Below are 23,754 nucleotides of genomic sequence, written 5' to 3'. Positions count from 1 at the left end.
AGGTAACGAAATGTCTGAAAATGTATTTGAAGTAGAAAATCTCGGCCTCTATTACCTTGGCCGTTTCGGCGACAAGACTCATGCCGTGACGGATGTGTCCTTCTCCATGAAGAAGGGTGAAATCCTCGGTATCGCAGGTGAATCCGGTTGTGGTAAGTCCACCTTGGTGTCTGGCCTTATGGGCATGTGCATTCCGCCGCTCTACCCCGAAAAGGGTGACGTGCGCGTGCGCGTAGGCGACCACATGGAATCCCTGATGCACCGCAAGCTCGAAGATGTTCGCGCCAACGTGCTCGCCCAGCAGGTCTCCATGATTCCGCAGGGCGCATTCAACGCCCTGAACCCGGTGCGCAAGATCAAGGATATCGCCGCCGACGTGATCGCCGCTCACCAGCAGCCGGGCAAGAAGCTCGACCACAAGGAAATCTACGACCGTCTTTGCGAACGTTTCGACCTGTTCGGTATGGATACTAAGCGCGTGCTGAACTCCTACCCGATTCAGCTCACCGCCGGTGAACGCCAGCGTTCCGTGATCGGTATTTCCACGCTTCTCAACCCGCAGATGGTGATTGCCGACGAACCGACTTCCGCTCTGGACGTTTCTACCCAGAAGGAAGTGATCAAGATGATCTTCGATCTTCTTGACAAGGGCATCTTCTCCACGATGATCTTCATTACCCACGAACTTCCGCTCCTGTACCATGTGGCCGACAATATCGCCATCATGTACGCCGGCGAAATCGTGGAATACGGCACCGCCGACCAGGTGGTGAAGGATCCGCGTCACCCGTATACGCAGGCTCTGATGGGCGCTATGCTTTCTACCGAAGCTTCCCAGCGTACCCGTCATCCGGTGGCTATCGAAGGTGCTCCTCCGAGCCTCAAGAACAAGATCGTGGGTTGCCGCTTTGCACCCCGTTGCAAGAAGGCATGCCCCGACTGCAAGAAGAATACCCAGAACATCCGCATTGTAGGCGACCGTCAAGTGAGGTGCGATTATGCTGTCTGATAAACCCATTGTATTTTCCGCTAAGCGCATCAGCAAGGATTTTGGTGCCGGTAAGACCCTGAAGACCGCCGTGAAGGATGTGTCCTTCGACATCTATGACGAAGAATTCATCTCCATCGTGGGTGGTTCGGGTTGCGGCAAGTCCGTGCTCGCAAAGATCATGCTCGGTCTTTACAAGCCGACTCGCGGCCAGTTCCTGTATCGCGACAAGCCCATCAAGAACCTGAAGGCTCACTGGAACGAAGTGCAGTCCGTGTTCCAGGACCCGTTCGGCTGCTTCAACCAGTTCTTTACCATCCGTAGCCAGCTGGAAGACGCCATGAACATCCTCAAGGACAAGCCCTCCAAGGAAGAAGTCCGCCGCCGCGTGGACGAAGGCCTGATGGCTGTGAACGTGAAGCCCGAAGATATCGAAGGCAAGTACCCGTTCGAACTTTCCGGCGGTCAGATGCAGCGTATGCTTTTGGCCCGTATCTTCGCGCTCCGTCCGAAGGTCTTGATCGCTGACGAAGCTACCTCCATGGTGGACGCCTGCGTGCGTGCCAACATCCTCGATTACTTGCGTAAGTTGAAAGACGAACTCAAGATGACCGTGGTGTTCGTGACTCACGATATCGGTCTTGCAAACTACGTTTCTGACCGTATCTTCATTATGCACGACGGTAAGATCGTGAACCAGGGTACTCCGGAAGAAGTGCTCGACAACACGACCGAACCGCACACGCTCAAGCTGCTCGACGATATTCCGGAAGTCCACAAGACCGAATGGATCAAGAACAGCCATCGCTCTAAGAAAGGCTAGGCCCGAAGCCGATGAATCTGAGAAACCCCGACTCCATAAACGGAGCCGGGGTTCTTGTGTATTAATAGTTTTGGCGCTGTTTTCCGTTGAAATTGAAAAGCTTTGTCGTCAAGCGGAAAGTCTTTTGTTATAATTGACGCGACTTTGTATGAAATTCACGACATGGAGGAAAACATGAGAAAACTTTCAGGTTATAGTTTGTTTGTCGCCGGCTGTATTGCCGCTGCAATGTATACCGGTTGCGGTAGCGATTCTTCTTCGAATGCAGACGAAAATGCAACCTCTGAAATTTCTAGCGAATCTAATTACAGCAGTTCGTCTTTCAACGGAACTCAATTGAGTTCTGCCGTTAATGAAACGAGTTCCTCTTCTGTAGATGAACCTCTGTCTTCTGCAGAAGAAGATAATATCTCTAGCAGCTCGTATAAAGAGCCCAGTTCTAGCTCCCTTGAACATTACGCATGGCAGTTCTTGAACGAAAAGCTTTCTTACGGGGAAATGGTTGATGAACGCGACGGCCAGGTCTACAAGACTATTAAAATTGGCGAACTAACTTGGATGGCCGAGAACCTGAATTACAACAATCATGGGTATTATCGGCATGAAGAAGGATTGGGCTATTTTTACTATGGCTACGCCTCTAGGGATTATATAGATACATTATGCCCTACAGGTTGGCGTATTCCCACTTATGAAGAGTGGAAAAGCATCATATCTTCCGACAAAGACCCCTTGGCAGCAAATGCGTGGCGTCTAAAGGGCGAGGATTCCACGAAGTTTTCGAATAATGACAACAGCTTGGGCTTGACAATTTTGCCTGGTGGCCGCGTCATTGGTTCGTGGAAGTATGATTACGAAGATGATGAACAATCTGCGGAATTCTTTTCGTCAAAATTTGATAGCACCTGGGATTATAGCAATGGTGGATATGTTCATGCGGTGAGATACTTTTATGTGTCTTCATCAACTTCCCAAGATGGTTCATACTATATGCAATCACACTCAATGCCACTATTCCGCCAAGCGTTTTTCGTCCGTTGCGTGAACGATCCTGAAGGGTATGATTTTATCACGTACTATAGGGACGAATTGGATAGTTTGACTTGTGATGAAGCGAATGCCGGCAAAACGGCCTATGATGCAGAAAATTACAAGAAGCGGGTCTGCGAATTGAAAAACGAAGCCGACAACACTTCTTGGTTTTGGAATGCGTATACAATTGAACAGACAGAAATTACAGGAGATAACAACAACTCCAGTTCTTCCACCGTTGATGACATCGAATCTAGCTCTGACGTTACCGATGGCGGTGCATGCGATGCCATGGACAAAAACGATGTGAGCACCTGGCACTTTATCGGTAAAGACGCTTTTGGTGATGACGTTGAATACACTTATTCGGTGAATGCCGACGACGACTTGGTTCTTTCCACGAAGGGTGTCAACGGTTCAAACGAGAAAGTGGTCGCCCATAATATGTCTAAGGCCGCTTACGCAGAAATGGCGTTCAGCGCAGCCAAAAGCACTTGCGAAAGCGTAGGCGGCAACGAAAGACAATAACTATCGGCAAGCAGGTTTGAAACCGCCTTTGGTTTCTGTTGAAAACGAAAATTCGCCCTTGGGAGTACCCCTCTCAGGGGATTTTTAGGTATATTCTAAGTATGAATTTCTCTAAAAGCGCATTTTTAGCAGGAGCGGCTTCTGTAGCCGTGTCTTTTTCGTCTGCTTTTGCAGGTCCCCTCGTAAACCAGCTGGGTTTTGCTCCCGATGCCGAAAAGATTGTCGTTTACCCCGGTAGCGATGCCAACGGGCTCGAAGTTCGCGATCTCAACGGAAAGACGGTCTTGAAACTCAAGGCCCCCATGGTCTATGATTGGGAATACAGCGGCGAAGAAGTGCAGACTTTCGATATTTCTGCAGTCAAGAAACCTGGCACCTACCGCCTTTTCCGCGGCAAGGAATATGTGGGTACTCCCATCGTAGTGGGCAAGAACGTCTATGACGACTTGGTAAAGGCCAGCCTTAAGTGGTTCTACTACCAGCGCGCCAGCATGCCGCTTGAACCCCAGTATGCGGGCAAATGGGCCCGCGCTGCAGGCCATAAAGACAATCGAGTGATCGTTTACGGCACTGACAAGGCGACCGGCGGCAAAGGCAATGGTCAAGTAATCAAATCCGACCGAGGCTGGTACGATGCCGGCGACTACGGCAAATACATCGTGAATTCCGGCATTACCGTATTTACTTTGCTCGAAGCTTACGAGAACTTCCCGAAGTATCTGGATTCGCTGACCTGGAACATTCCGCGCGAATTCGCAAAGTATCCTGAAATCTTGGAAGAAGTGCGCTACAATCTTGATTGGATGCTCACCATGCAGGACAAGGACGGCGGTGTTTACCACAAGGTGACGACGCTTAAGTTCGGTGGCAGCGTGCTCCCCGAAAACGACAGGGATGCCCGCTATGCCATTCTCAAGAACGTGACGGCAACGCTTGACTTTGCTGCCGTGATGGCGCAGGCAAGTGTCGTTTACAAGAACGTGGACAAGGCTTATTCCGACAAGGTACTCAAGGCCGCAGAAAGTGCTTACGCTTGGGCCAAGATGCATCCGCAGCAGTTCTACAAGCAGCCCGCCGACGTGCAGACGGGCAACTACATGCATGATGGCGAAGATGGTAAAGATGAATTCCGCTGGGCTGCCGCTGAACTTTTCCGCGCCACCAAGAAGCAGTATTATCAGGATGACCTGAAGCAGAACCTGTTCACACCCGATGGCGCCTGGTGGGGTAACGTGAACATGCTCGCTGCCTTCCGCGTGGCACTGGATTCCGCCGACTTCGACAAGGAAGTTGTCGCTGCAGCCAAGAAGACTGTCTTGGACGAAGCCAACAACCTCCGTACCGTGGGCGACACGAGCGCCTACCGCTTGCCAGCATTCCCTTGGAGCTGGAACTGGGGCTCTAATAGTGCCATGGCAAACAACGGCATGGTGCTGGTGCACGCTTACCTGCTTACCAAAGACAAAAGCTACTTGGATGGCGCCCAGCAGTGCCTTGACTACTTGCTCGGCAAGAACCCGCAAGACATGACTTACGTGACCGGATTCGGTTACAGGAGCCCGCGCAATCCGCACCACCGCCCGAGCGAATCGGACATGGTCGACGATCCGGTGCCGGGAATGCTCGTAGGTGGCCCGCATTTGGGCAAGCAGGATATTAACCTGGATGGCAAGGAAAATTGGAAGTGCCCGAACTATGCTGCCGCCGATAAGCCGGCCCTCGCCTACATCGATAACCGCTGCAGCTACGCGACCAACGAAGTGGCCATCAACTGGAATGCGCCCCTTGCCTACCTCGCCGCCGCCCTCGAAGCGATTTATAACAAGTGACACGCCGCTCAAAAAATATATATTACGGATATGGCTTAAGGCTGTGTCCGTTTTTTATTAGGGGGTGTCGATGAAGAAAATTTCTGTGATTACGCGGAATGTTGTGCGGGTCGCCCTGCTTGGCGCATTCCTGTTTGCGCCAGCATCGCTCTTTGCGGCGGGGCTTGTGAAACAGTCTATCGACACGACTGATGCGATGGCGACGCTCGAAAATTTTGACCGCGGGTTCTATACGCCGCAGGTTCTGCACTTAAAGCCATCGGGTAGCAAGCCGATTGAAAAGCCGTACGGCAAGCTGTTGCACCTGCGTGCGGAAATTTCGGAATTCAGCAGCAACGCATGGCTTTCGATTGACACGACAGGCGGAAAGCGCGATACGGTGCGCGGCGTGAGCCAGGACCTGACTGAAGATGCACTGAATGTTTTGCAACAGACGTTTGACAATATCCGCGCGAATAAGGGTTTTGTGATTGTGCGTATCTGTTATGACCCGTGGTACAATGGTCGCAGCAACGTGACCCCGGAACACAAGTGGGTGTTACGCCATGTGGAACAGCTCGCGCCTGTGCTTTCGAAAAATACCGATGTGATTGTCGCGCTCGAAATGGGCATGCACGGCGCCTACGGCGAGATGCATTCCGACACGAGCATCACTTATGATCGCGTTGCCGAAGCGGTAAATCTGATGCTGCGCAATACGCCTCCCGAACTCAAGATTCTCACGCGAACGGGCAACTATTCAGCGAAGGTACTCGGCTTTGATAACTGGGGCGTGGACTTCCATATCGATGGCGAAAAGTTTGCGGAAATTGCAAAGGCCAAGGGCGACACGATGTACCGCGTGGGAATGTTCAACGACGGCTATCTCGGGACGCAATACGATTACGGCACGTGGGGTGCGGACTGTGCGACTTCCATTTGCCGCGAAGAAGGCGTGGCTTGGCTCGAGAAGTACGGCATCAACACGCCCTACGGTGGCGAGGCGCTCACGACGGCAGGCGGTTTCGAGGTCATCAATACGCCGGAGTTTTTGGCGTACGAAGGTTTCCGCACGCACACGAGCTATTTGAATATCCAGTGGAACAACAACCTGATTGACGGCTGGAAAAAATCGCATTTTGAAGGGAAAGATTTTGAATATGACGGCTCGAAAATAGATTCATTGACAGGTTTCAAGTACGTCAACGACCACCTGGGTTACCGCTTTGTGCTGCGCGAATCGTGGATGAGCGATACGGTGGGGAGCGACGGAATTTTACGTGCGAAATTGCGTATCCAGAACGTGGGCTTTGGCAACCTCACTTGGAGGGCTCCGGTAAGGCTCGCCGTTTTGGAAGACCTGGAAGGTAGCGATTTGGATATGTGCCCTGACATGGATTATGTGGACCTGCCTGATGTTGATTTTCGAAACGTCCATAGCCGCACCATTTCAATTGCGGGTGATGATACTGTGATGACTTTTGACGGTAACAATGAAATTGAGGTTTCCGTTAAACTGGGCAAACTTCGTTATCGTAATTATCAGGTGTATTTGAAGGTGGGCAATATTGAGTTTGCCAATGATAAGCCTAGTGGAAAGGGTACTTGTGGCCTAGAACAGCCTGCCGCTTATTTGGGCAAAATCTACTATGACGAAAATGTCAAATCATCGATTCCGCACGCCTTCCCGGCTGCGGCACAAAAGAAAAACGCCCCCTTCGTTCAGAGGGAGCGCAATAGCGTGATTGTCCGCGACGGTGAAAAGCGTTATAAGGCAAATGGAGCTACGCTTAGGTAGATTTTTTTCGATGGCGCTTAACGGCGTTCGTCTACTTGGTAGGCTCCTACCTTAACTGCGAATTCGTGGCACTCGGCTTCAGGATCGGGCTTGCCGAAAATGGCGGAGCCTACCACGAAGATGTTTGCGCCGGCTTCTTTGCAGGCGAGGATGTTGTCGAGCTTGACGCCGCCGTCAATCTGGATGTTGAGTTCCGGCTTCATCTGGCGAAGTTCGCGGATTTTGTCAAGGCAATAGGGGATGAGACTCTGGCCGCCGAAGCCCGGATTCACCGACATAATCAAGACCATGTCCACGATGTCGAGCACGTACTTGATGCTTTCGAGCGGGGTTGCCGGGTTGATGGCCACGGCGGGCTTGACGCCGAGTTCTGCAATCTGGTGCAGCAGACGGTCGAGGTGGTTCGTGGTTTCGGCGTGCACGCTGATGATGCTTGCACCGGCCTTTGCAAATTCACCCACATAGTTTTCGGGGTTTTCGATCATCAAGTGGCAATCGAGCGGAAGCTTGGTTCCCTTGCCCACGCAGGCCGAGATGCCCGGGCCGAAGCTGATATTTGGGACAAAGTGTCCGTCCATGATGTCGAGGTGAACAAGGCCTGCGCCACCGTTTTCGATAGCCTTGAGGCCGTTGCCGAGTTCGAGGAAATTTGCGTTCAACACGCTGGGGGCGATAATTTGCTTGAGCATGGCCCAAATATAGCAAAACTAGACAGGTTGAAAAAAATTTACTATTTTTGGCACCAAACAAAGCAAGGAGATCAACAATGTCTAAAGGAACAAAAACTGTAGTTGCCAAGGCCGCCGCCAAGAAGGTTGCCGCTAAGGCTGCTCCGAAGGCCGCCGCTAAGCCGGCTGCCGAAAAGAAGGCTCCCGCTAGCGCTGCCAAGAAGACCGCCGCTAAGCCGGCCGCTGAAAAGAAGACTGCCGCCAAACCGGCTGCTAAGAAGACCGCTCCTAAGGCTGTCGCTAAGCCCGCCGCTCCGAAGGCTGCCGCTAAGGCTCCCAAGAAGGTGACGGTTGTGTTCGAAGCCAACTGCCCGCTCGCCACGACCGTGTCTGTCGCTGGTTCCTTCAACAACTGGGCTGTCGACAAGGACATGCTCAAGAAGGACAAGAAGACTGGCCTCTGGACTGGCAAGGTGACTCTCGATGCTGGCGATTACGAATACAAGTTCGTTTGCGACGGCCAGTACTGGGACGAAGGCGACAACAAGGTCAAGCACGTCTAATCTCGCTTTTATCGCAATTGAAATGATGCCGGGCTGATCGCTCGGCGTTTTTCATTTTGTGTAAAACCGTCGCGGAGCCAGCCTGCAAATTGCTGATACACGCTTTTATCCTTTCGTCTAAACTTCCTACCGTCTACTGTCTACTTCCAACTATTTTCTAAATTTAACCCCCGTATGGCAAATTATTCTATCCCTCAAGAAGTTTTCGTGAAGGCTGCCGAACAGTACGGCACCCCGCTCTGGATTTATGACCGCGCTACGATTGAAAAGTGCGTGAAGGATGTCCAGGTTTTTGACACCGTTCGTTTTGCCCAGAAGGCATGTCCGAACCTTTCCGTGGTTTCGCTCATCCGCAAGCTCGGCTGCGTCGTCGATGCCGTCTCCGCTGGCGAAATCGTCCGCGCCCTCAAGGCCGGATTCAAGGGCGGCCAGCAGAAGGGCAAGGCTCCCGAAATTGTCTACACCGCAGACATCTTCGACAAGGACGCTCTTGAACTCGTCAAGGAACACAACATCGCCGTGAACGTGGGTTCGCCGGACATGATTCAGCAGCTCGCTGATTTCGGAGTGAAGTCGGAACTCACCATCCGCGTGAACCCGGGTTTTGGCCATGGACACTCCCGCAAGACCAACACCGGTGGCGACCTCAGCAAGCACGGCATTTGGCACGAACAGATTAAGGACTGCATCAAGCTCGCTCAGGCTAACGGCATGTGGATTACGGGACTGCATATGCATATCGGTTCCGGCACGGACTTTGAACACCTCGCTCAGGTGTGCGATGCCATGGTCGACGCTAGCCGTCGCCTGGGCTCTCACTTGCGCACCATCAGTGCAGGGGGCGGCCTCCCGATTCCTTACCACGAAGAAGACAAGGGCAACCGCATCGACGTGAACGCTTACTACAAGCTGTGGGACGATGCCCGCAAACGCATTCAGCAGAGCATCGGCCACGAGGTTCACCTTGAAGTGGAACCCGGTCGCTACCTGGTGGCCGAAAGCGGTTACCTGATGGCCGAAATCCGCGCCGTCAAGAAGCAGGGCGACAACTTGTTCTACCTGGTAGACGCCGGCTTTACCGATCTCGTTCGCCCGAGTTTTTACGGTAGCTATCATGCCATTTCCATCATCGCCCGTGACGGTCGCGAACTGAACGAAACGGTCGATGCCGTCGTGGCAGGCCCGCTCTGCGAATCCGGTGACGTGTTCACGCAGGAAGAAGGCGGCTTTGTGGTGACCCGCAAGCTCCCGAAGGCAAAGGTCGGCGACCTTTTGATTCTCCATGATGCAGGCGCCTATGGCGCGGCCATGAGCAGCAACTACAACAGCCGCCGCTACGCCGCCGAAACCATGTACACCAAGGGTGAACTGAAGGTGGTGCGCGAGCGCCAGACTTTCGAGCAGCTTCTCCAGAACGACCGCATTATTGATTTATAAACTGCGCATTACGGCGTTTCCCCAAAGGGGATAACTCTCACTAAGAGGCTACGCCTCAAGTGTCGTATAGCTCGCTCCCTCACGTACGTTTTAGTACGCTACGGGAGCTCGCGCCTTGTCCTGCTTGTTTCTAAATCAATAACAATAATTCGAATCTTATTTAAGGCTTTCGTCAGAAATGGCGAAAGTCTTTTTTTGAAATGTCGCCTATTGTAAGACGGCCTTGAATTTGGGTATTGAATTATTCTATATTTGCCCATACCCAATGGTTCAACCTCAACATCAAGGCGTAATTATGTCTGATCGTTTTATCGTGACCGGAAACTTCACCGATGACCCGTTCGCCATCGACATGGCCCAGTACATCGGCCTCCGTGAAGATATTTCCGACGTGGTCTCCTTGAAGACCTTCGCAAACTCCGAATTCTGCCCCCGCTACATGCTGGACGTGGACGATATGGAACATATCGGCCGCCGCCTGGAAGGCAAGATCGTGCTGATTTGCTCGGTTTCGAACCATGAACGCAGCCGTAACGACTACGCCATGCGTAACTGCATTTTGGCCCGTGCCGCCAAGGACAACGGTGCCGAACAGGTCGTCCTGGTTGAACCGGACCTTTTCTACAGCGCCCAGGACCGCGGTCCGCACCGCATCGGTGAACTCGAGAAGGATCGCCCGGACATTGACCTGAAGAAGTTTGACGGCCAGGCCTTCACGAGCCTTCTTTATGCCGAACTTTTGAAGAAGTCCGGTGTCGATGCCGTGGTCACGGTGCACAACCACAGCATCAAGGTGCAGAACCTGTTTGCCGAAATCTTCGGCAAGGACAATTTCCATAACCTGATTCCGACGGACGTCTACGCCCACTACATCAAGAACAGCAACTTTGTTCAGACTGGCAAGGACGGCAACAACCTCGTAATCGTTTCTCCGGACAAGGGCGCACGCCCGTTCATGAACGCCGTTTACGAAGCGCTCGACCTGCCCGAATGCAAGCGAGTGGTGATGGACAAGGTGCGTACCGGCGAACGCGAAATCAGCATGACCTTCAACCCGGAACTTTCCGACATCAGCATCGAAGAAATCGAAGGTAAGGACGTGATCGTGTTCGACGACATGGTGCGTACCGGTACGACGATCGTGCAGTGCTGCGAACACATCAAGAAGGGTAACCCCAACCGCGTGTGCTTCGGCGTGACGCACTTCCACACGAGCCCCGAAGCCCGTGAAAAGCTCAACAGCCACGCAATCGACGAAATCCTCACGACCTCGACTCTCCCGGATATCATGAACCGCGACTGCCAGGGCCGCCTCCGCAAGAAACTCACCGTGATGAAGCTCGGCAAGTGGATTGCCCGCCACGTGATGCAGATGTACGGCTTGGATGACGGTCGCTTCGAGAAGGACTTCTACAAGATCGATATGTCCTCGAAGAACCCGCGTTGGCCGCCTCAGTTCTTCTAATAGAGATATGAGTAACGAATAGACTCCCCGTTTTGGGGAGTCTTTTTTTTGCGAAAAAAAACTAAAGCGTGACAAAAAGTTCCAAAAAAAACATATTACCGCTTTAGATAGAACAAATAAAAATTTTTTTTACTAGACACATATATCCGTTTCCTTTTGAATCGGATATATGTTTATTAAGGTTTTTCTATAGGAGTAAAAATGCTTAACAAAAAAATCATCCTTCCTTTCGCCGCCCTTGCAATGGCTTCTTTCGTTGCGTGCGGTGACGACAGTTCCTCTAGTCCGTCTAACGGCACTCCATCCACTACCCCCTCGACGACAGACCTTCCGGCAAGTGTTCAAACGCTTGAAGATGCGATCAATCTTACTTGCTCACAGACCGTTAATATGTGCGCCAAGGTTTATGTTGAAGAAGATAACGATACCGTACAGTGCAACGGAACCATCTTTACTCCGATGACGTTCGGTAAACCGGTTGAAGGTTGCGAAAACGGTGCTACGAATACTCCAGCTACAGACGAACCTGCCACTGAAAATCCGGGCGCTGGCGAAGAACCCGCTGGGCCGGGTGCCGGTGAAGAACCTGCCGGGCCGGGTACCGGTGAAGAACCCGCTGGGCCGGGCGCTGGCGAAGAACCCGCTGGGCCGGGCGCTGGTGAAGAACCTGCTGGGCCGGGCGCTGGTGAAGAACCTGCTGGGCCGGGCGCTGGTGAAGAACCCGCTGGGCCGGGCGCCGGTGAAGAACCCGCTGGGCCGGGTGCCGGTGAAGAACCCGCCGGGCCGGGCGCTGGCGAAGAACCCGCCGGGCCGGGTGCCGGCGAACAGCCTGCTGCTGGCGGCGATGTGATTTACTGCATTGTTCCAGGTGTCATGGGAGGCTGCGAAGAGCTCCCTGCAGCAATGAAGGATATGTGTGAATCTCCGGACTTCGGCGGAACCCTCGTTGACGCTTGCCCCGCTGAATAAAAAATTATGAGCAACGAAAAGGCTCCCTGTTAAGGGAGCCTTTTTGTGTTTGATGGAGTACTAGAATGAAAATGGATTGAAGTAAAAATCAGTTACATCGCTTGCAGCAGGAGTATCGCGAGCACCTGGCTGCTTAAGATTCTTAGCAGCATGGTGAGAGGGTAAACGGAGGCGTAGCCGATGTTGACTGCTTCGCTGTTGGCTTGGCCGTTGGCAAATGCAAGTGCAGGCGGGTCGGTGGTGGCTCCTGCGAGTACGCCGCAGAGCGAAAGGTAGTTGACTTTGAAGACGAGGTGTCCCACGGCAGCAACGATGGCAAGCGGCAAGAAAGTGATGAGCGCCGCCAAGGCCATGTAATGGAGACCGTCACCATTCAAGAGCACATCGAAGAACTTGATTCCCGCATTCAAACCCACACAGCTGAGGAAGAGCGTCAGACCGAATTCACGAAGCATCAGGTTTGCGCTATTGGCCATAAAAAAGTTCAGCGGACCAATCTTGCGTTTACGGCTAAGCACGATAGCGACAATCAAGGGGCCGCCGGCGAGACCCAGCTTAAGCGGGGTCGGCATCCCTGGGATAGCAAGAGGAATGCTGCCCACAATGACTCCCAGGAAGATGCCAAGGAACGCGGGCAATATTTCTGGATGGTCCAGTGCTGTTAAAGAATTGCCCAGTTCCTTCGCCGCGGCCTCAATGCCTTCGGCGGTGCCAACAACCATAAGCTTGTCGGCGAACTTGATTCTCAAATCGAGGCGGCCTGTAAACTTGAATCCACTGCGCGTGACGCGGCTGATGTTTACGCCGTAGCGTTCCGCAAGAGCCAAGGAACCGATGGTGCGGCCGAGAATCTTCTTGTTTGTCACGAGAATCGTCTTGACGACAATCTTCTTGTCGGTGTTGCTGGTTTCAAGCGTAATCGGTTTTTCCAGACGCTTGCCGATAATTTTTTCCATGGCGCAAACGGCTTCGGGCATGCCCACAATGTGCAGCTTGTCGCCTTGTTCAATCACCGTCTTTCCGTTCGGGGTAAAAATGCTTTCGCCGCGCAAGAGGCGGGTGACGACGACTCCGCTCGAAATCAGGTTCGGAATGTCCTTGAGCTGGATTCCGTAAAGGTTCTGGTTTTCGACGGTAAGACTGCAAGATTCAATTTCTTTACTGTGGGCGGCAATTTCTGCAGAATAACTTTCAGCAGCCTTGTTAGGATCCTGCCTAAAGATAACTCGCGTAAGGATCATCACCAAAATGATTCCGATAACACCGAACGGATATGCAACAGCGTACCCGATACCCGTCAGGGAGGTGTCCACCCCGGCCGCGGCAAAGGCTGAGTTAGCGGCTCCTAGGGAAGGTGTGTTCGTGACAGCGCCACAAAGCATCCCAATGAGTACGGGTACGTTGTTATGCATATCAGTAAAGAAGTACAGGCACAGCGTGACCAATACACCAAGCAATACAACGCTAGTCGAAAGAATATTCAACACAAGGCCATGACGGCGAATGGAATCGATAAATCCTGGCCCCACCTGCATACCGATGGTGTACACAAACAGGATCAAGCCGAATTCCTGAATAAAATGAAGCACGTTAGGTTCTATGCGGAGCCCGAAATGTCCAAGGGCGATACCTATAAATAGCGCTCCGGCACTACCCAGGCCAATTCCCTTGACCTTAATCTTTCCGATCATCAGACCGAGTGCCGCCGTAATGGCAATCGCAAGGACTTGCTGGCCCACCGAGGGCTTCGTAAATAAGTCTATTAGCCAAGTCATTTTATCCCTCCGTCTTTAAATTTACTCTTTTACGCAGCGGACAGAGGCTAAAATATTCTTGTTGAAGTGTTCATAAGTAATGGTAGAATCGGTAACGCGAACCAGATAAGCTCTGGAACCATCGTAGCTGTCGCTCGTCCAGAAGCTGGCGCTGATATCCTTATCGGCAAACTTTCCGTCATAGTAGCGGAAACCGGCAAACTGCATATTGAAAGAGGAGCCATCCTTGAGTGTAGCTACAGACGCATTGCCGAAGGCGTTCTTGAAATCCTGCCGAGTCGGAAGAGTCCATCCCTTCGGGCAAAGTCCCGTTGTCGCCGCAGTCCAAGTGTACAAGCGGCCCATGGCGTCACAGTTCACGTGATCATTTCCGTAGCAGACACTGGAATCGGGAATGTAAACGGCCATATTTTCGGCAAGCCAGACTTTTCCACCAAGATTAGATGTCCTGTAAGTCTTTTCAGAGCAAGAAAGCGTATTCGCAGAAGCGTCGTAGTCGCAAGTGTTAGCCTGGTCGCAGGCGGTAAGGGTGAAGAGGGTGATTGCAGTGATTGCAATGGTCTTGAAGAACAGTTTCATATATACTCCTTTCGTTTTCGAGGACAAAATTAGAACACTCAATTCATATTGTCTAATAGATTATTTATATTTAATTCATCAATTATTTTGATGAATAATTTTAGATAAGAAAAATGTATGGAACTCACACACTTAAAGTATTTTTTAGAAGTCGCCCGCACCGAACACGTGACACAAAGCGCCAAAGCCCTATGTATCGTACAGCCTGCGCTCACCCACGCCCTGCATAAACTCGAAGACGAACTGGGCGTAAAACTCTTTAAAAGTCAAGGGAGGAACATCAAGCTCACCGAAGTCGGGGACTATTTTTATAAGAAGGTCAAACCACTTTACGAAGATATCGAAGCTCTCCCGGCGCAGCTCCGCGCCATGGAAAACGATCAGTCGGCAACGGTAAACTTGAATGTGCTAGCAGCTTCGACCTTCGTGACCAACGCAGTCATTCTGTATAAGCAGAACGATCCCGACCTGCGATTCAACCTGGTGCAAAACGAAGAGACAACACTTTACGATATCTGCGTCCGCACTTACGCCAACTACAAGGCCTCGGCACAGAAATTCAGTTCCGACGACGAAGAAAGTTTCGTATGTTCCGAAAACATCTATCTTGCCGTTCCCAACGTAGCGCAATACCGCAAGCGAGACTGTATCTCCCTCAAGGAATTGCAAGAAACAAACTTTATCGGGCTCTACGGTTCCAAGCAACTGCGCAATATTTGTAACGAGTATTGCGAACGAGTCGGATTCAAGACGCATATCATTTTTGAAAGCGACAACGCGCTAGCAGTTAAAGATGCCATTGCAAGCGGAATCGGCGTAGGATTCTGGCCCGAATTTTCTTGGGGGCGAATCAACAACCGCCGCATTCGCCTTCTCAAGATTACCGACGCCGAATTCAAGCGCGACATCGTCATCACCCTTCGACGCGGAAAGCAGGACAATTCCCGTTCCGAGAAATTTTTCCGCTTTTTAACCGGCTTACTCAAGCGGACAGAAAAAAGAAAGAATCCACGACGTTGAATTTTTTACTATATTTGGCTCCCCAATAAAGGTTGATTTGATGTTTGATTTGAATGCTTTTTTTGAAGGGATGTCCAAGCCGCTGCTTCGCAACGCGCACGCGAAGGCATTCGGCCACAAGGGCTTGCTGAACAACGCTCTCATCCAAGACGAAACACTCGGTTATTATAACGACAACGTCCGTGTTGCAGGCCTGTTCCAGAAAATGGAACCATGGCAACGCCACTGCATGGTGCTGATTTACAATAGCGCATCTAGGGGCCTGACCTTTAACGAACTTCGTCTAACCGTTCCCGTAAGCAAGTGCCGCGACCTGCAGAACTTTTTGCTTGAAATGTGCCGCGAATATGTATTGTGGCGCAGTCCTTCTGCCAGCACTTCCGTATACTATGGCTTTGCAAACTTCATAGACATTTTCTCCATGCCTCTCGAAGACGCACCGGCAGTAAAGGGCGCCGATATATTTTACCAGAACCTCATCGACTGGCACATTTGCGAAGTTCTTGCTTTGGGCATGACCGGAGAACTCAAGGTCAACAACAGCAACCTGCTGCACCGCCGCAGCTACCAGATTTGCACAGACGCCTTCACATCGGCGAAGCGTATTTCCGAAAAGACAGCCGAAAACGAACTGTCCCTGATCTTCAACTTCCTCACCGTAAATGGTTGGCTGGAACAGGAAGACGCCTGTCTCGTTCCCACAGAAACGGCACTCGAATTTATCCGCAAGAATGGTTTCCGCTTGCACCAGGACCTGGTCTCCTGGTGGCTCAAGGAACGTTTCCGCGGAGACCGCAGCCATTGCGTACGCCTCTTGAAAATGCTGGACAAGCCGCGTACCGCGCCCGTCGCCTCTTCTATTTTCTGGGTCATGGACCCCACCTTCCGCCTGCAAGAAAAAGACGGCTTGATTGCATGGGAATATCTGCCCCGCCCGCTCCGCGAGCTCTGGCTTTTGGGTCTTGTCCGCTTCACCATGGTGAACGGAAAGATTGCCGCCGTTACTTTGGAACAGGCCGGCCGCGACTGGATCGAGTCGTCCATCGCCTCCATTCCGGAACAGAACATTTCTTGCTTGCCCAACTTTGAACTCATCGCCTCCACCGGAACCTCTCCGCGAGTGCTGTTGATGCTCGCTTGCCTTACCAAGGTTGAAAACGACGAAGTGTACTTGCGCTTCTCGTTGAACCGCGACAGCTACATTCGCGGTCTCAAGTGCGGCATCGCCGAATCCGAAGTCGAGAATTTCAAGGGCTGGATCAAACCGCCGGTCAACGTGGAATCTACCATTGCCGAATGGAATTCTTCTTACTACGGCGCCCGCGTCCAGACAGTTCGTTTGCTCAAAATCGAAAACGCCGACGTGCTAAACGAACTTTCCCGCTTTCCGCAGTTCATGGAATGCACCAACGAATACATTGCCGGCTACGGTTTCGTACTCAAGCCCGAAATGGAAAGCCGCGCCTTCGACATTCTTACAAACTACGGTTACTGCCCCTTCGTGGAACGCAAGAACACAAACCGCTCCAGCGCTCCCACTGAAGAATGGCGCAAGGACTTTGCTGCAGGCTGGCCCGAAGCAAAGGCGCCAGACTACGAACTCAAGGATACCGCTAATTCCGAAACCTTGCAGACCGCGCTCAATTCCACCAAGTACGGCAACAACTACCAGAAGTTGAGCACGTTCGACCTGGTTAAGGTTTTGCGTTACGCCAAGACGGTCGGCGCCTTGATTGGCGCCAAGGTAAAAAACCCGACCAAGCGCGGAGAAAGCGAAGTCGAAAGGAATTTCTTTGTGCACGCCCTGAAGCTTGCCAAGTCTCCACAGACCATCGAGATTCAGCCTTACGGAAGCGAAGTTCCCGAACTGCTGGAGCTCTCCTTTATTCAAGAAGTCAAGGTCTACAACGGCCACCAGCCGTAATTACGGCAACGTTTGTGCGAACCCCGCAATATCGACGAGATCCTGCAACGGGAACTCGTCGATGTAGGCTTGCATTCCCCGGTCGTCGTCACCAAAATTGATTTGATACCAGAAAGTGGGCATGTCATTGCGTGCCCGCTGGCCTATATATGCAGGCGGCTCGTAATAAGGAGCGAAATTGAAACGGCGACCATCGTCTCCATGACAGGGCCTGCAGTTTTGCATGAACAGTTTTTTGCCGCGTTCTATGTTTGCGCCCTTGATTTTGCCGTCTTTGTCGAGAAGTTTGTACACAAGGAGCGCCATGCGGGCGTCTTCGCGAGTGAGCGTGTCCCCTGGAGAACCGGGCTCCGGTTTTTGCGTGGCAACGGTCTTTTCGTCTTGCGGTTTTGCAGCCGTATCGCCAGCAAATGCCGAAACTCCGAGCAGCATTCCGTATGCCGCTAGTGCCAGTAGTCCCGCAGATGCCAACCGAGTAAACCTCATGTAACGCAATGTAGAAAAGATGTGAAAAGTGAAGTTAGAAGGCGGTTGTCAGTTATCAGTTGTGGGTTACGCCCTGCGGGCTAGGAACTCACTACTTCCTACAGTCTACTTCCTACTGCCTACTATTTTACTACTATTTTCCCCATGCGTTGTTTGAATAGGGTTAAATCATCTTTGGCGGGTATCGCCCTGCTGTCCGTATTTTCTTTTGGAGCGGAGGTCTCCGTGAACGATTTTTCGAAAAACCTGTTGTTTACCGGCCGTTGGGAACACGGCAAGGAATACAGCCGTACAAGTGCTCCGGCTGCCATGGTGCAGTTCAAGGCGACGGCAAAATCCTTGGAATTTGAACTGGAAGGCGAAGCCAGATTCCGCGTCGACGAAGACGGTAAGGAAATTGCCGTATTCACGACAAATTCCAAAAATGTGTATAAAGTAAAAACAACCGGCAGTGCAGGTTCACATACTTATCGCCTGATTAAAATCAGCGAAAGCAATCCCGGTGGCGTTCACCTATACAGAGTAGCCACCGACAAATCAGGCAAGTTCGAGGAACCGCCGAAACCGTCCAACCGACGCATTGAATTCATCGGCGACTCCTTTACGGTAGGATTCGGTGACGAAGGCCAGAACGGCCAGGATGAATCCTTGGTGTTCGAAAAGACGAACGCCTCCAAGAGTTTCGCGTTTCTGATTGCCGACGGTTACAAGGCCGATTTCCAGGTCAACGCCTTCAGCGGACGCGGCCTCGTACGCAACTACGACAATATCGTGCCGGAATGGCCTATCCCCCGCCTATACGAATTCACCGTCCCCGGTGAAGCCCCTGGCGACATCGCCAACAATATTGCGGAATCCTCCCTCCGCTACGATTTTGCCTCATTCCATCCTCATGTCATAGTCCTTTTTATCGGAATCAACGACTTCCAGGGAAACCCGCCCTACGCAAAGCATGATGCCTTCAAGAAGGCCTACGCCGAACTTCTGGACAAGCTCCGCAAGGCCCATCCGGGCGTCAAGTTCCTGCTTTTGTCCACCAAGGTATGGCCCAATGACGACTTGACCCCCACCGTAAAGGCGATTTACGACGCCCAAAGGGCCGCCGGCAAGTCCGATTTGGAGTTCATGACCCTCACGACGGCAAATGTGGGACTCCTGGGACACCCTGACATACATTCCCACGAAGACATGGCAAAGGCAATTCGACCCGTAATTGGACGCCTCGGAAGGTGGCTTTCCCGCTAATTTTTATTGCAAGCACCACTTTTTTGGCATATTCGCGTTATGAAGCGCACACTTTTAAAGAGTAAATGTTGCTTTTTGGGCGTTTTTTGTATATTTAATTTGAGGATTTTGGCAGGTTACACCTATGTCTAGGATACTTGAGAAGATATACGTTTTGTTCAGGATGAATATTCTGATTTTTGTGCTTTTGGCAATTACGGTCATAGCACTTTTTGCACATCAGAATGGACTAGACGTTATTGAGCCTTTGTACCTGCACGACTATCCGTACCTCATTGCCGAAACGGACTCTGCTGACGGCGGAGCTTCAGCGGTCAAGCTTTCCCGTACCGATTCTTCCATCATCGTGGACTACGAACTTAAGGAAGGCTACGCCTACCCTTATGTGGGCGTCAAGATCTTTTTGGGCGACGGCAAGACCCGCGGCAAGGACCTTTCCAAGTTCGACAGCATATTTGTCTGGGTAAAGCCCCGTGGCGAAGGCACCGTGCGTCTCTACATGCGCAGCTACGACAGCACCTTTTCCCGCCCCGACGACGAACAGTCCCTCAAGTTCAACGAAATTGAATTCTTCCCTCTCGAAGAAACCTACCCCGCCGTATTCGTTCCGCAGGAATTCCGCGTAGCAGGCTGGTGGGTGGCTCAGAACGAAATCAACGTCCACAATGCAAGGGTGGACCTTTCTAACGTTCCCCTGATCGAAATCCAAACGGGCACCAATGCTCCGTTAGGTTACGGAACGCTCGAAATCAAGGGCCTCTGCTTCAAGGGCAAGAAGATTTCGAAGGCAGAGCTTTCGACGGCACTCGTGGCCCTCTGGTTCATCACCTTCTTCGTGATTCTCATGATCCGCTTCTTCGATTATAGCCGCGAACGTACGGCCAGCAGGAAAAAGCGTGAAGAACTGGAAAAGAACCTGCGCGCCCTGGAAATCGAAAAGACCGAATACGAGAAGTCCAGCAAGGAAGACCCGCTTACGGGCTGCCTAAACCGTGCGGGCTTCAGTAGCGTGCTCATGCGCGAACAAGAAAATCTGCAAAAGAACGACAGCCCCGTGTCGTTTGTGATTCTGGATATTGACCACTTCAAGCACGTGAACGACACTTACGGCCACATGGTAGGTGACGAAGTTCTGGTGAACCTCGCCAAGCTCATCCAGAGCAAAATCCGCAACACCGACGCCCTGGTGCGTTGGGGTGGCGAAGAATTCGTGATTCTTTGCGGCGACACGCCTATCCAGAACGCCCAGTTCCTTGCCGAAAAGCTCCGTATGGCTATCGAGAATACGCAGCTCATCAAGCAGCAGAAGATTACCTGCTCCTTCGGTATTGCAGAAATGATTGCCGGCGAAGACCCGAAGCGCCTGTTCGAACGCGCCGACAAGGCCCTTTACGCCTCCAAGGAAAATGGACGTAACCGCGTCACGAGCGCGACCTTCCGCCATACCAGGTGATGAGGTATGAGGACGCCCCCATGGGGGCTTTGAGCGGTGAGTTTTATCGTGAAATGTTTTCTTAAGACCTCAAAGGGGCGTAAGCCCCGCGCTCATAGTTCAAAGCAGCGAAGCTGCGTGCTCTTGGCTTTTCTTATCCTCCTATTATTCAGTTGCGCCAAGAAGGAACCTGAGGTTGATTTCAAGCCTATTCAGATTCGTTGGAACCTGGCCGAAGGCGAAGATGAAACCCAGATGCCCCGCAAGGACGAGTGTGTGATTTTGCTCACGGCGCGCCTGATGGCCGAGCCAGCGGTGCAGGCTTCGACTGCCGGCGAACTTAGCTACGAAGTCACCTATAGCCGAAGCCCTGAAAACCCGGAAATCCTCAAATTTGACGGAATTTGCAGGGATTTATCCATAATGGATAAGCCGGAATGCCGGTGGGAAGCGACCTGCGATGCGGATTGTAAAATCGTTGTAAACTTCCACAACGGAGATTAATCCTCTGCCATAGGCTTTTGATAGTCAATGATTTATCTTTATAGTTATGAAGAAGATTTTTGAATATACGGACTATCGCGAATGGTTGAGGGATGCTTTTGAGGATTTTAAGCAGCGTAAGACTGTCATCTCATGGCGTTACATGGCCATGAAAATGGGCGCTGATCCCGGCAACCTCCTTCGCGTATCGCAGGGCAAGATCCACTTGCCCCTTAGTCTGATTAAGCCCGCAGCAGAATTCTTCGAACTTGAAGGTAAAGAAGCCGATTATTGGGCCGAAATGGTGTATTTCGGCCGTGCCAAGACCGACGCCGACGCCCTGCAACACTACGAACGCATGCAGGCCCTGAAGGGAGTTTCTCTTAAGTTGTTGCAAAAGAAGGAACTGGAGTTCTACCGCCACTGGTATTACAACGCAATACGTTCGATCATTGGCATTTGCAAGTTCAAGGACGACTACCAGGGACTCGCCGAAAGCTGCACCCCGAACATTACCGAGCGTGAAGCCCGCGACGCCGTGAAATTGCTGGCCGACCTCAACATGATTTCGACCGACCGCGACGGCTACTGGAAGGTGAACGACACCTTTGTCTCGACGGGGGGAAACTGGCGTTCTCAGGCCGTACGTGCATTCCAGCACGAAACAATCCGCCTTGCCGACGAATCCCTGGACAGACATCAGCCGTTCCTCAGGGACATTAGCACGGTCACCATGACTTTTTGCATGGACGATATCCAGCTCCTGCGCGAAAAGATTAACGCTTTCCGCGAAGATTTACTACGTTTATCCCAGGAAGGAACGGATGACGATACTGTATTCCAGTTGAACATCCAGATGTTCCCGTTAGCGTTTACCAAGCCCTTGAAGGAAAAGGAGAAAGAAAAATGAGAAAATCGCTCTTTCTTTTGCCTTTGCTCTCGCTGACCGCAGCGGGTTTGGTAGCGTGTTCTAACAAAGACGTTGCTGGCGGTCCAGGTAGTATTACTACTAACGGATCTCCGGTCGCATTGGTCGATGGCGCCGCAGCACCTTATGCAGCCGTCGCATTGCGCAAAGTAAACTTTAAGGCGTCCGAGGCTGTCGAAGAGAACGCTCTCATTGTTGCCGATGAATATGCCGACGAAAAAGGGCATTTCGATATCAAAGTTCCCGAAAATGGTGAATACCGTTTGACGGTTACCCATGCAGGGGCGGCCTACTCCAAGGTGGTAACTTCAGAATCGTTTGCCTCAGTCGATACGGTTCGTTTGGAACCGACCGCCGTTCTTGCGGGTGTCGTGGATGTTCCTGAAGGTTCGTCTACGGTATGGGTCGGTATCGTGGGTACCGATGTCTTGGTGAAGACCGATGAATCCGGTTGGTTCGCGCTTTCGTCTATTCCGGCCAATGACTCCTTGCAGCTGTACTTCGTGAACGAGGACTTCGACAAGAGCTTGGGCGAAAAGGACCTCTTTGTATCTCCGATGGAATCGATTATGCAGGATTACCGCGAAACCGCGGCCCCTGAAGATACGACTCCGGAGGATACGGTTGAACCTGAAAAGCTGCTGCAGGTCTTGGCTTTGCTCAAGGACGGAACTCCGGCAACGTATGCAACGGTCGCCCTGCGCGCCGCCGATGCCAAGGTTGAGGATTACGCCGTGCAGAACACGATGGTGGAATCTGACCTGCGAACCGACAAGAATGGCCGTTTTGAAATGGAATGGCCCGACTCGGGCAATTACCGCCTGACGGTTACCAAGGACGGATTTGCATACTCCAAAGTCTACAAGGCCAAGGACCTCGCGAAGCTCGACACGCTCCGCCTGGAAGCGACCGCCTCTATTTCGAGCAAAGTAACGCTCCGTACCGGTGAAGAATTCCTGTGGGTAGGCGTTTACGGTCTCGATTTGTTGGTCAAGACAAATAATGTTGGCTCCTATGTGCTGCCCAGCGTGCCTGCTAAGGATTCGCTCGGTATCTACATTGTGATGCCGGACAGCGCCAACAGCCTTTATGCAGAATGGAAAACCATTGCTGATCCGTATAGCACTAAGTTCTCGAACCCGGTCATGGTGCTTCAGGACTTCGAAGACGGTATCAAGAGTTGGTACGTGAATACGGACGCGCTCTTCAAGGGTACGACGCTTACGCCTTTGGCAAAGAACGTGGCTGACGGCATTGTGTACGATTCTACCCGCAAGTCTAAAGTGTTCCATGGCGAATACAAGCTTGCCGATGACGATTACGCCTGGGTGCTTGTCGGAACGACCTTCGAACACGAGATGAATTTCTCCGCGATCGATTCCGTCGTGTTCGACGTCAAGGGCGATGGCAACATTCGCCTTTCGCTTGAAAACTACATCAACGACACCAAGAGCCTGAAGGCCGCTACTGATTGGATACCTATCAATGATGAATGGCAACACATTAACGTGAACCCAGCTGAACTCTGTGTCGGAAACGCCAAGACGGAAACTTGCTTTACCTCTTGGAGCGGCGTAAAATACTTGGTCAAGCAGCTCCACATTTTCCCGCAGGACGGCACCGAATTCTACATCGACAACGTGACGATTTACGGTGCTCTGTTCTAAGGAACAAATACAATTTTCTTACAAGTAAAAGCCGCCTTAAAAGGGCGGTTTTTTTATGTGTTTTTTCGCATCTTGAGGCCTTGTTTCGGTGTGTTTAGTCTTGTATACAATCGCGAAATTAAGTATCTTTGGGGTT

At 51.8% G+C, this 23,754-nt stretch carries 20 protein-coding genes; 16 read left to right on the top strand and 4 right to left on the bottom strand.

What is annotated here, in order from left to right:
• Positions 1–10: 10 nt before the first annotated feature.
• From B9Y58_RS12165 to B9Y58_RS12145, 5 genes are all read left to right on the top strand, one after another.
• Positions 11–1,009, top strand: a complete 999-nt coding sequence (locus tag B9Y58_RS12165) for an ABC transporter ATP-binding protein (protein WP_073057289.1) — start codon at positions 11–13, stop codon at positions 1,007–1,009.
• A complete protein-coding gene (locus B9Y58_RS12160) occupies positions 999–1,811 on the top strand; it encodes an ABC transporter ATP-binding protein (protein ID WP_073057286.1) in 813 nt (270 codons plus the stop codon). The genes B9Y58_RS12165 and B9Y58_RS12160 overlap by 11 nt, the downstream gene beginning before the upstream one ends.
• Positions 1,812–1,985: 174 nt before the next feature.
• Entirely contained in the window at positions 1,986–3,371 is a 1,386-nt protein-coding gene (locus B9Y58_RS12155; protein WP_158278358.1) for an FISUMP domain-containing protein, read from the top strand.
• Positions 3,372–3,472: 101 nt separating this feature from the next.
• Positions 3,473–5,200 (top strand): glycoside hydrolase family 9 protein, encoded by a 1,728-nt coding sequence (locus tag B9Y58_RS12150; protein WP_073057281.1) that lies wholly within the window; start codon positions 3,473–3,475, stop codon positions 5,198–5,200.
• Positions 5,201–5,270: 70 nt separating this feature from the next.
• Positions 5,271–6,977, top strand: a complete 1,707-nt coding sequence (locus B9Y58_RS12145) for a DUF4832 domain-containing protein (RefSeq protein ID WP_073057278.1) — start codon at positions 5,271–5,273, stop codon at positions 6,975–6,977.
• A 17-nt stretch (positions 6,978–6,994) separates the two neighbouring features.
• Here B9Y58_RS12145 and rpe read toward each other — a convergent pair whose 3' ends face one another.
• Positions 6,995–7,666, bottom strand: a complete 672-nt coding sequence (gene rpe / locus B9Y58_RS12140; protein ID WP_073057275.1) for a ribulose-phosphate 3-epimerase — start codon at positions 7,664–7,666, stop codon at positions 6,995–6,997.
• A gap of 77 nt (positions 7,667–7,743) precedes the next feature.
• Here rpe and B9Y58_RS12135 point away from each other — a divergent pair, with 77 nt between their 5' ends.
• The 4 genes from B9Y58_RS12135 to B9Y58_RS12120 all read left to right on the top strand — a co-directional run bounded on the left by B9Y58_RS12135 (position 7,744) and on the right by B9Y58_RS12120 (position 12,079).
• The gene (locus B9Y58_RS12135; protein ID WP_073057272.1) at positions 7,744–8,208 is read left to right on the top strand and encodes a glycogen-binding domain-containing protein; all 465 of its coding nucleotides are present in this window, start codon (positions 7,744–7,746) and stop codon (positions 8,206–8,208) included.
• A 174-nt stretch (positions 8,209–8,382) separates the two neighbouring features.
• Positions 8,383–9,645, top strand: a complete 1,263-nt coding sequence (lysA, locus tag B9Y58_RS12130; RefSeq protein WP_073057270.1) for a diaminopimelate decarboxylase — start codon at positions 8,383–8,385, stop codon at positions 9,643–9,645.
• Positions 9,646–9,940: 295 nt separating this feature from the next.
• On the top strand, positions 9,941–11,110 hold the full coding sequence (locus B9Y58_RS12125; protein ID WP_073057267.1) for a ribose-phosphate diphosphokinase: 1,170 nt from the start codon (positions 9,941–9,943) through the stop codon (positions 11,108–11,110).
• A gap of 201 nt (positions 11,111–11,311) precedes the next feature.
• Entirely contained in the window at positions 11,312–12,079 is a 768-nt protein-coding gene (locus tag B9Y58_RS12120) for a hypothetical protein (RefSeq protein ID WP_073057265.1), read from the top strand.
• A 92-nt stretch (positions 12,080–12,171) separates the two neighbouring features.
• Here the strand turns inward: B9Y58_RS12120 and B9Y58_RS12115 are convergent, their stop codons facing one another.
• Both B9Y58_RS12115 and B9Y58_RS12110 read right to left on the bottom strand, forming a co-directional pair.
• Complete coding sequence (locus B9Y58_RS12115) at positions 12,172–13,854, bottom strand: putative transporter (RefSeq protein ID WP_073057262.1); 1,683 nt, start codon at positions 13,852–13,854, stop codon at positions 12,172–12,174.
• 21 nt (positions 13,855–13,875) lie between these two features.
• Positions 13,876–14,433 (bottom strand): FISUMP domain-containing protein, encoded by a 558-nt coding sequence (locus tag B9Y58_RS12110; RefSeq protein ID WP_073057255.1) that lies wholly within the window; start codon positions 14,431–14,433, stop codon positions 13,876–13,878.
• 117 nt (positions 14,434–14,550) lie between these two features.
• Between B9Y58_RS12110 and B9Y58_RS12105 the strand changes: the two genes are divergently transcribed.
• Together B9Y58_RS12105 and B9Y58_RS12100 are read left to right on the top strand one after the other, a co-directional pair.
• Complete coding sequence (locus tag B9Y58_RS12105; RefSeq protein ID WP_073057252.1) at positions 14,551–15,453, top strand: LysR family transcriptional regulator; 903 nt, start codon at positions 14,551–14,553, stop codon at positions 15,451–15,453.
• Positions 15,454–15,493: 40 nt separating this feature from the next.
• Positions 15,494–17,377, top strand: a complete 1,884-nt coding sequence (locus B9Y58_RS12100; protein ID WP_073057249.1) for a hypothetical protein — start codon at positions 15,494–15,496, stop codon at positions 17,375–17,377.
• Here the strand turns inward: B9Y58_RS12100 and B9Y58_RS12095 are convergent, their stop codons facing one another.
• On the bottom strand, positions 17,378–17,863 hold the full coding sequence (locus B9Y58_RS12095) for a c-type cytochrome (RefSeq protein ID WP_073057246.1): 486 nt from the start codon (positions 17,861–17,863) through the stop codon (positions 17,378–17,380). It abuts the gene before it with no gap.
• A 225-nt stretch (positions 17,864–18,088) separates the two neighbouring features.
• Here B9Y58_RS12095 and B9Y58_RS12090 point away from each other — a divergent pair, with 225 nt between their 5' ends.
• The 5 genes from B9Y58_RS12090 (at position 18,089) to B9Y58_RS12070 (ending at position 23,618) form a co-directional block, all read left to right on the top strand.
• Positions 18,089–19,108, top strand: coding sequence for a GDSL-type esterase/lipase family protein (locus tag B9Y58_RS12090; protein WP_233247956.1), 1,020 nt, complete (start codon positions 18,089–18,091; stop codon positions 19,106–19,108).
• Between the two features lie 163 nt (positions 19,109–19,271).
• Positions 19,272–20,561 (top strand): GGDEF domain-containing protein, encoded by a 1,290-nt coding sequence (locus B9Y58_RS12085; protein ID WP_233247955.1) that lies wholly within the window; start codon positions 19,272–19,274, stop codon positions 20,559–20,561.
• A 48-nt stretch (positions 20,562–20,609) separates the two neighbouring features.
• A complete protein-coding gene (locus tag B9Y58_RS12080; RefSeq protein WP_073057239.1) occupies positions 20,610–21,044 on the top strand; it encodes a type 2 periplasmic-binding domain-containing protein in 435 nt (144 codons plus the stop codon).
• Positions 21,045–21,090: 46 nt separating this feature from the next.
• Positions 21,091–21,933: a TIGR02147 family protein gene (locus B9Y58_RS12075; RefSeq protein ID WP_073057236.1), complete on the top strand. Its 843-nt coding sequence runs from the start codon at positions 21,091–21,093 to the stop codon at positions 21,931–21,933.
• Entirely contained in the window at positions 21,930–23,618 is a 1,689-nt protein-coding gene (locus tag B9Y58_RS12070; RefSeq protein WP_073057233.1) for a carboxypeptidase-like regulatory domain-containing protein, read from the top strand. Before B9Y58_RS12075 ends, B9Y58_RS12070 begins: the two co-directional genes overlap by 4 nt.
• Positions 23,619–23,754: the final 136 nt, after the last annotated feature.

This window comes from Fibrobacter sp. UWB15 (genome assembly GCF_900177705.1).
GTDB lineage: Bacteria > Fibrobacterota > Fibrobacteria > Fibrobacterales > Fibrobacteraceae > Fibrobacter.
This window is presented reverse-complemented; position numbering and strand designations above follow the sequence as displayed.

Excerpts from the sequence above, each read along its gene's own strand:
- B9Y58_RS12115 (WP_073057262.1), bottom strand. The coding sequence starts at position 13,854 with ATGACTTGGCTAATAGACTTATTTACGAAGCCCTCGGTGGGCCAGCAA.
- B9Y58_RS12100 (WP_073057249.1), top strand. The coding sequence starts at position 15,494 with ATGTTTGATTTGAATGCTTTTTTTGAAGGGATGTCCAAGCCGCTGCTT.
- rpe (WP_073057275.1), bottom strand. The coding sequence starts at position 7,666 with ATGCTCAAGCAAATTATCGCCCCCAGCGTGTTGAACGCAAATTTCCTC.
- B9Y58_RS12075 (WP_073057236.1), top strand. The coding sequence starts at position 21,091 with ATGAAGAAGATTTTTGAATATACGGACTATCGCGAATGGTTGAGGGAT.
- B9Y58_RS12160 (WP_073057286.1), top strand. The coding sequence starts at position 999 with ATGCTGTCTGATAAACCCATTGTATTTTCCGCTAAGCGCATCAGCAAG.
- B9Y58_RS12095 (WP_073057246.1), bottom strand. The coding sequence starts at position 17,863 with ATGAGGTTTACTCGGTTGGCATCTGCGGGACTACTGGCACTAGCGGCA.
- B9Y58_RS12150 (WP_073057281.1), top strand. The coding sequence starts at position 3,473 with ATGAATTTCTCTAAAAGCGCATTTTTAGCAGGAGCGGCTTCTGTAGCC.
- lysA (WP_073057270.1), top strand. The coding sequence starts at position 8,383 with ATGGCAAATTATTCTATCCCTCAAGAAGTTTTCGTGAAGGCTGCCGAA.
- B9Y58_RS12105 (WP_073057252.1), top strand. The coding sequence starts at position 14,551 with ATGGAACTCACACACTTAAAGTATTTTTTAGAAGTCGCCCGCACCGAA.
- B9Y58_RS12135 (WP_073057272.1), top strand. The coding sequence starts at position 7,744 with ATGTCTAAAGGAACAAAAACTGTAGTTGCCAAGGCCGCCGCCAAGAAG.
- B9Y58_RS12125 (WP_073057267.1), top strand. The coding sequence starts at position 9,941 with ATGTCTGATCGTTTTATCGTGACCGGAAACTTCACCGATGACCCGTTC.
- B9Y58_RS12145 (WP_073057278.1), top strand. The coding sequence starts at position 5,271 with ATGAAGAAAATTTCTGTGATTACGCGGAATGTTGTGCGGGTCGCCCTG.
- B9Y58_RS12070 (WP_073057233.1), top strand. The coding sequence starts at position 21,930 with ATGAGAAAATCGCTCTTTCTTTTGCCTTTGCTCTCGCTGACCGCAGCG.
- B9Y58_RS12085 (WP_233247955.1), top strand. The coding sequence starts at position 19,272 with ATGAATATTCTGATTTTTGTGCTTTTGGCAATTACGGTCATAGCACTT.
- B9Y58_RS12165 (WP_073057289.1), top strand. The coding sequence starts at position 11 with ATGTCTGAAAATGTATTTGAAGTAGAAAATCTCGGCCTCTATTACCTT.
- B9Y58_RS12155 (WP_158278358.1), top strand. The coding sequence starts at position 1,986 with ATGAGAAAACTTTCAGGTTATAGTTTGTTTGTCGCCGGCTGTATTGCC.
- B9Y58_RS12120 (WP_073057265.1), top strand. The coding sequence starts at position 11,312 with ATGCTTAACAAAAAAATCATCCTTCCTTTCGCCGCCCTTGCAATGGCT.
- B9Y58_RS12110 (WP_073057255.1), bottom strand. The coding sequence starts at position 14,433 with ATGAAACTGTTCTTCAAGACCATTGCAATCACTGCAATCACCCTCTTC.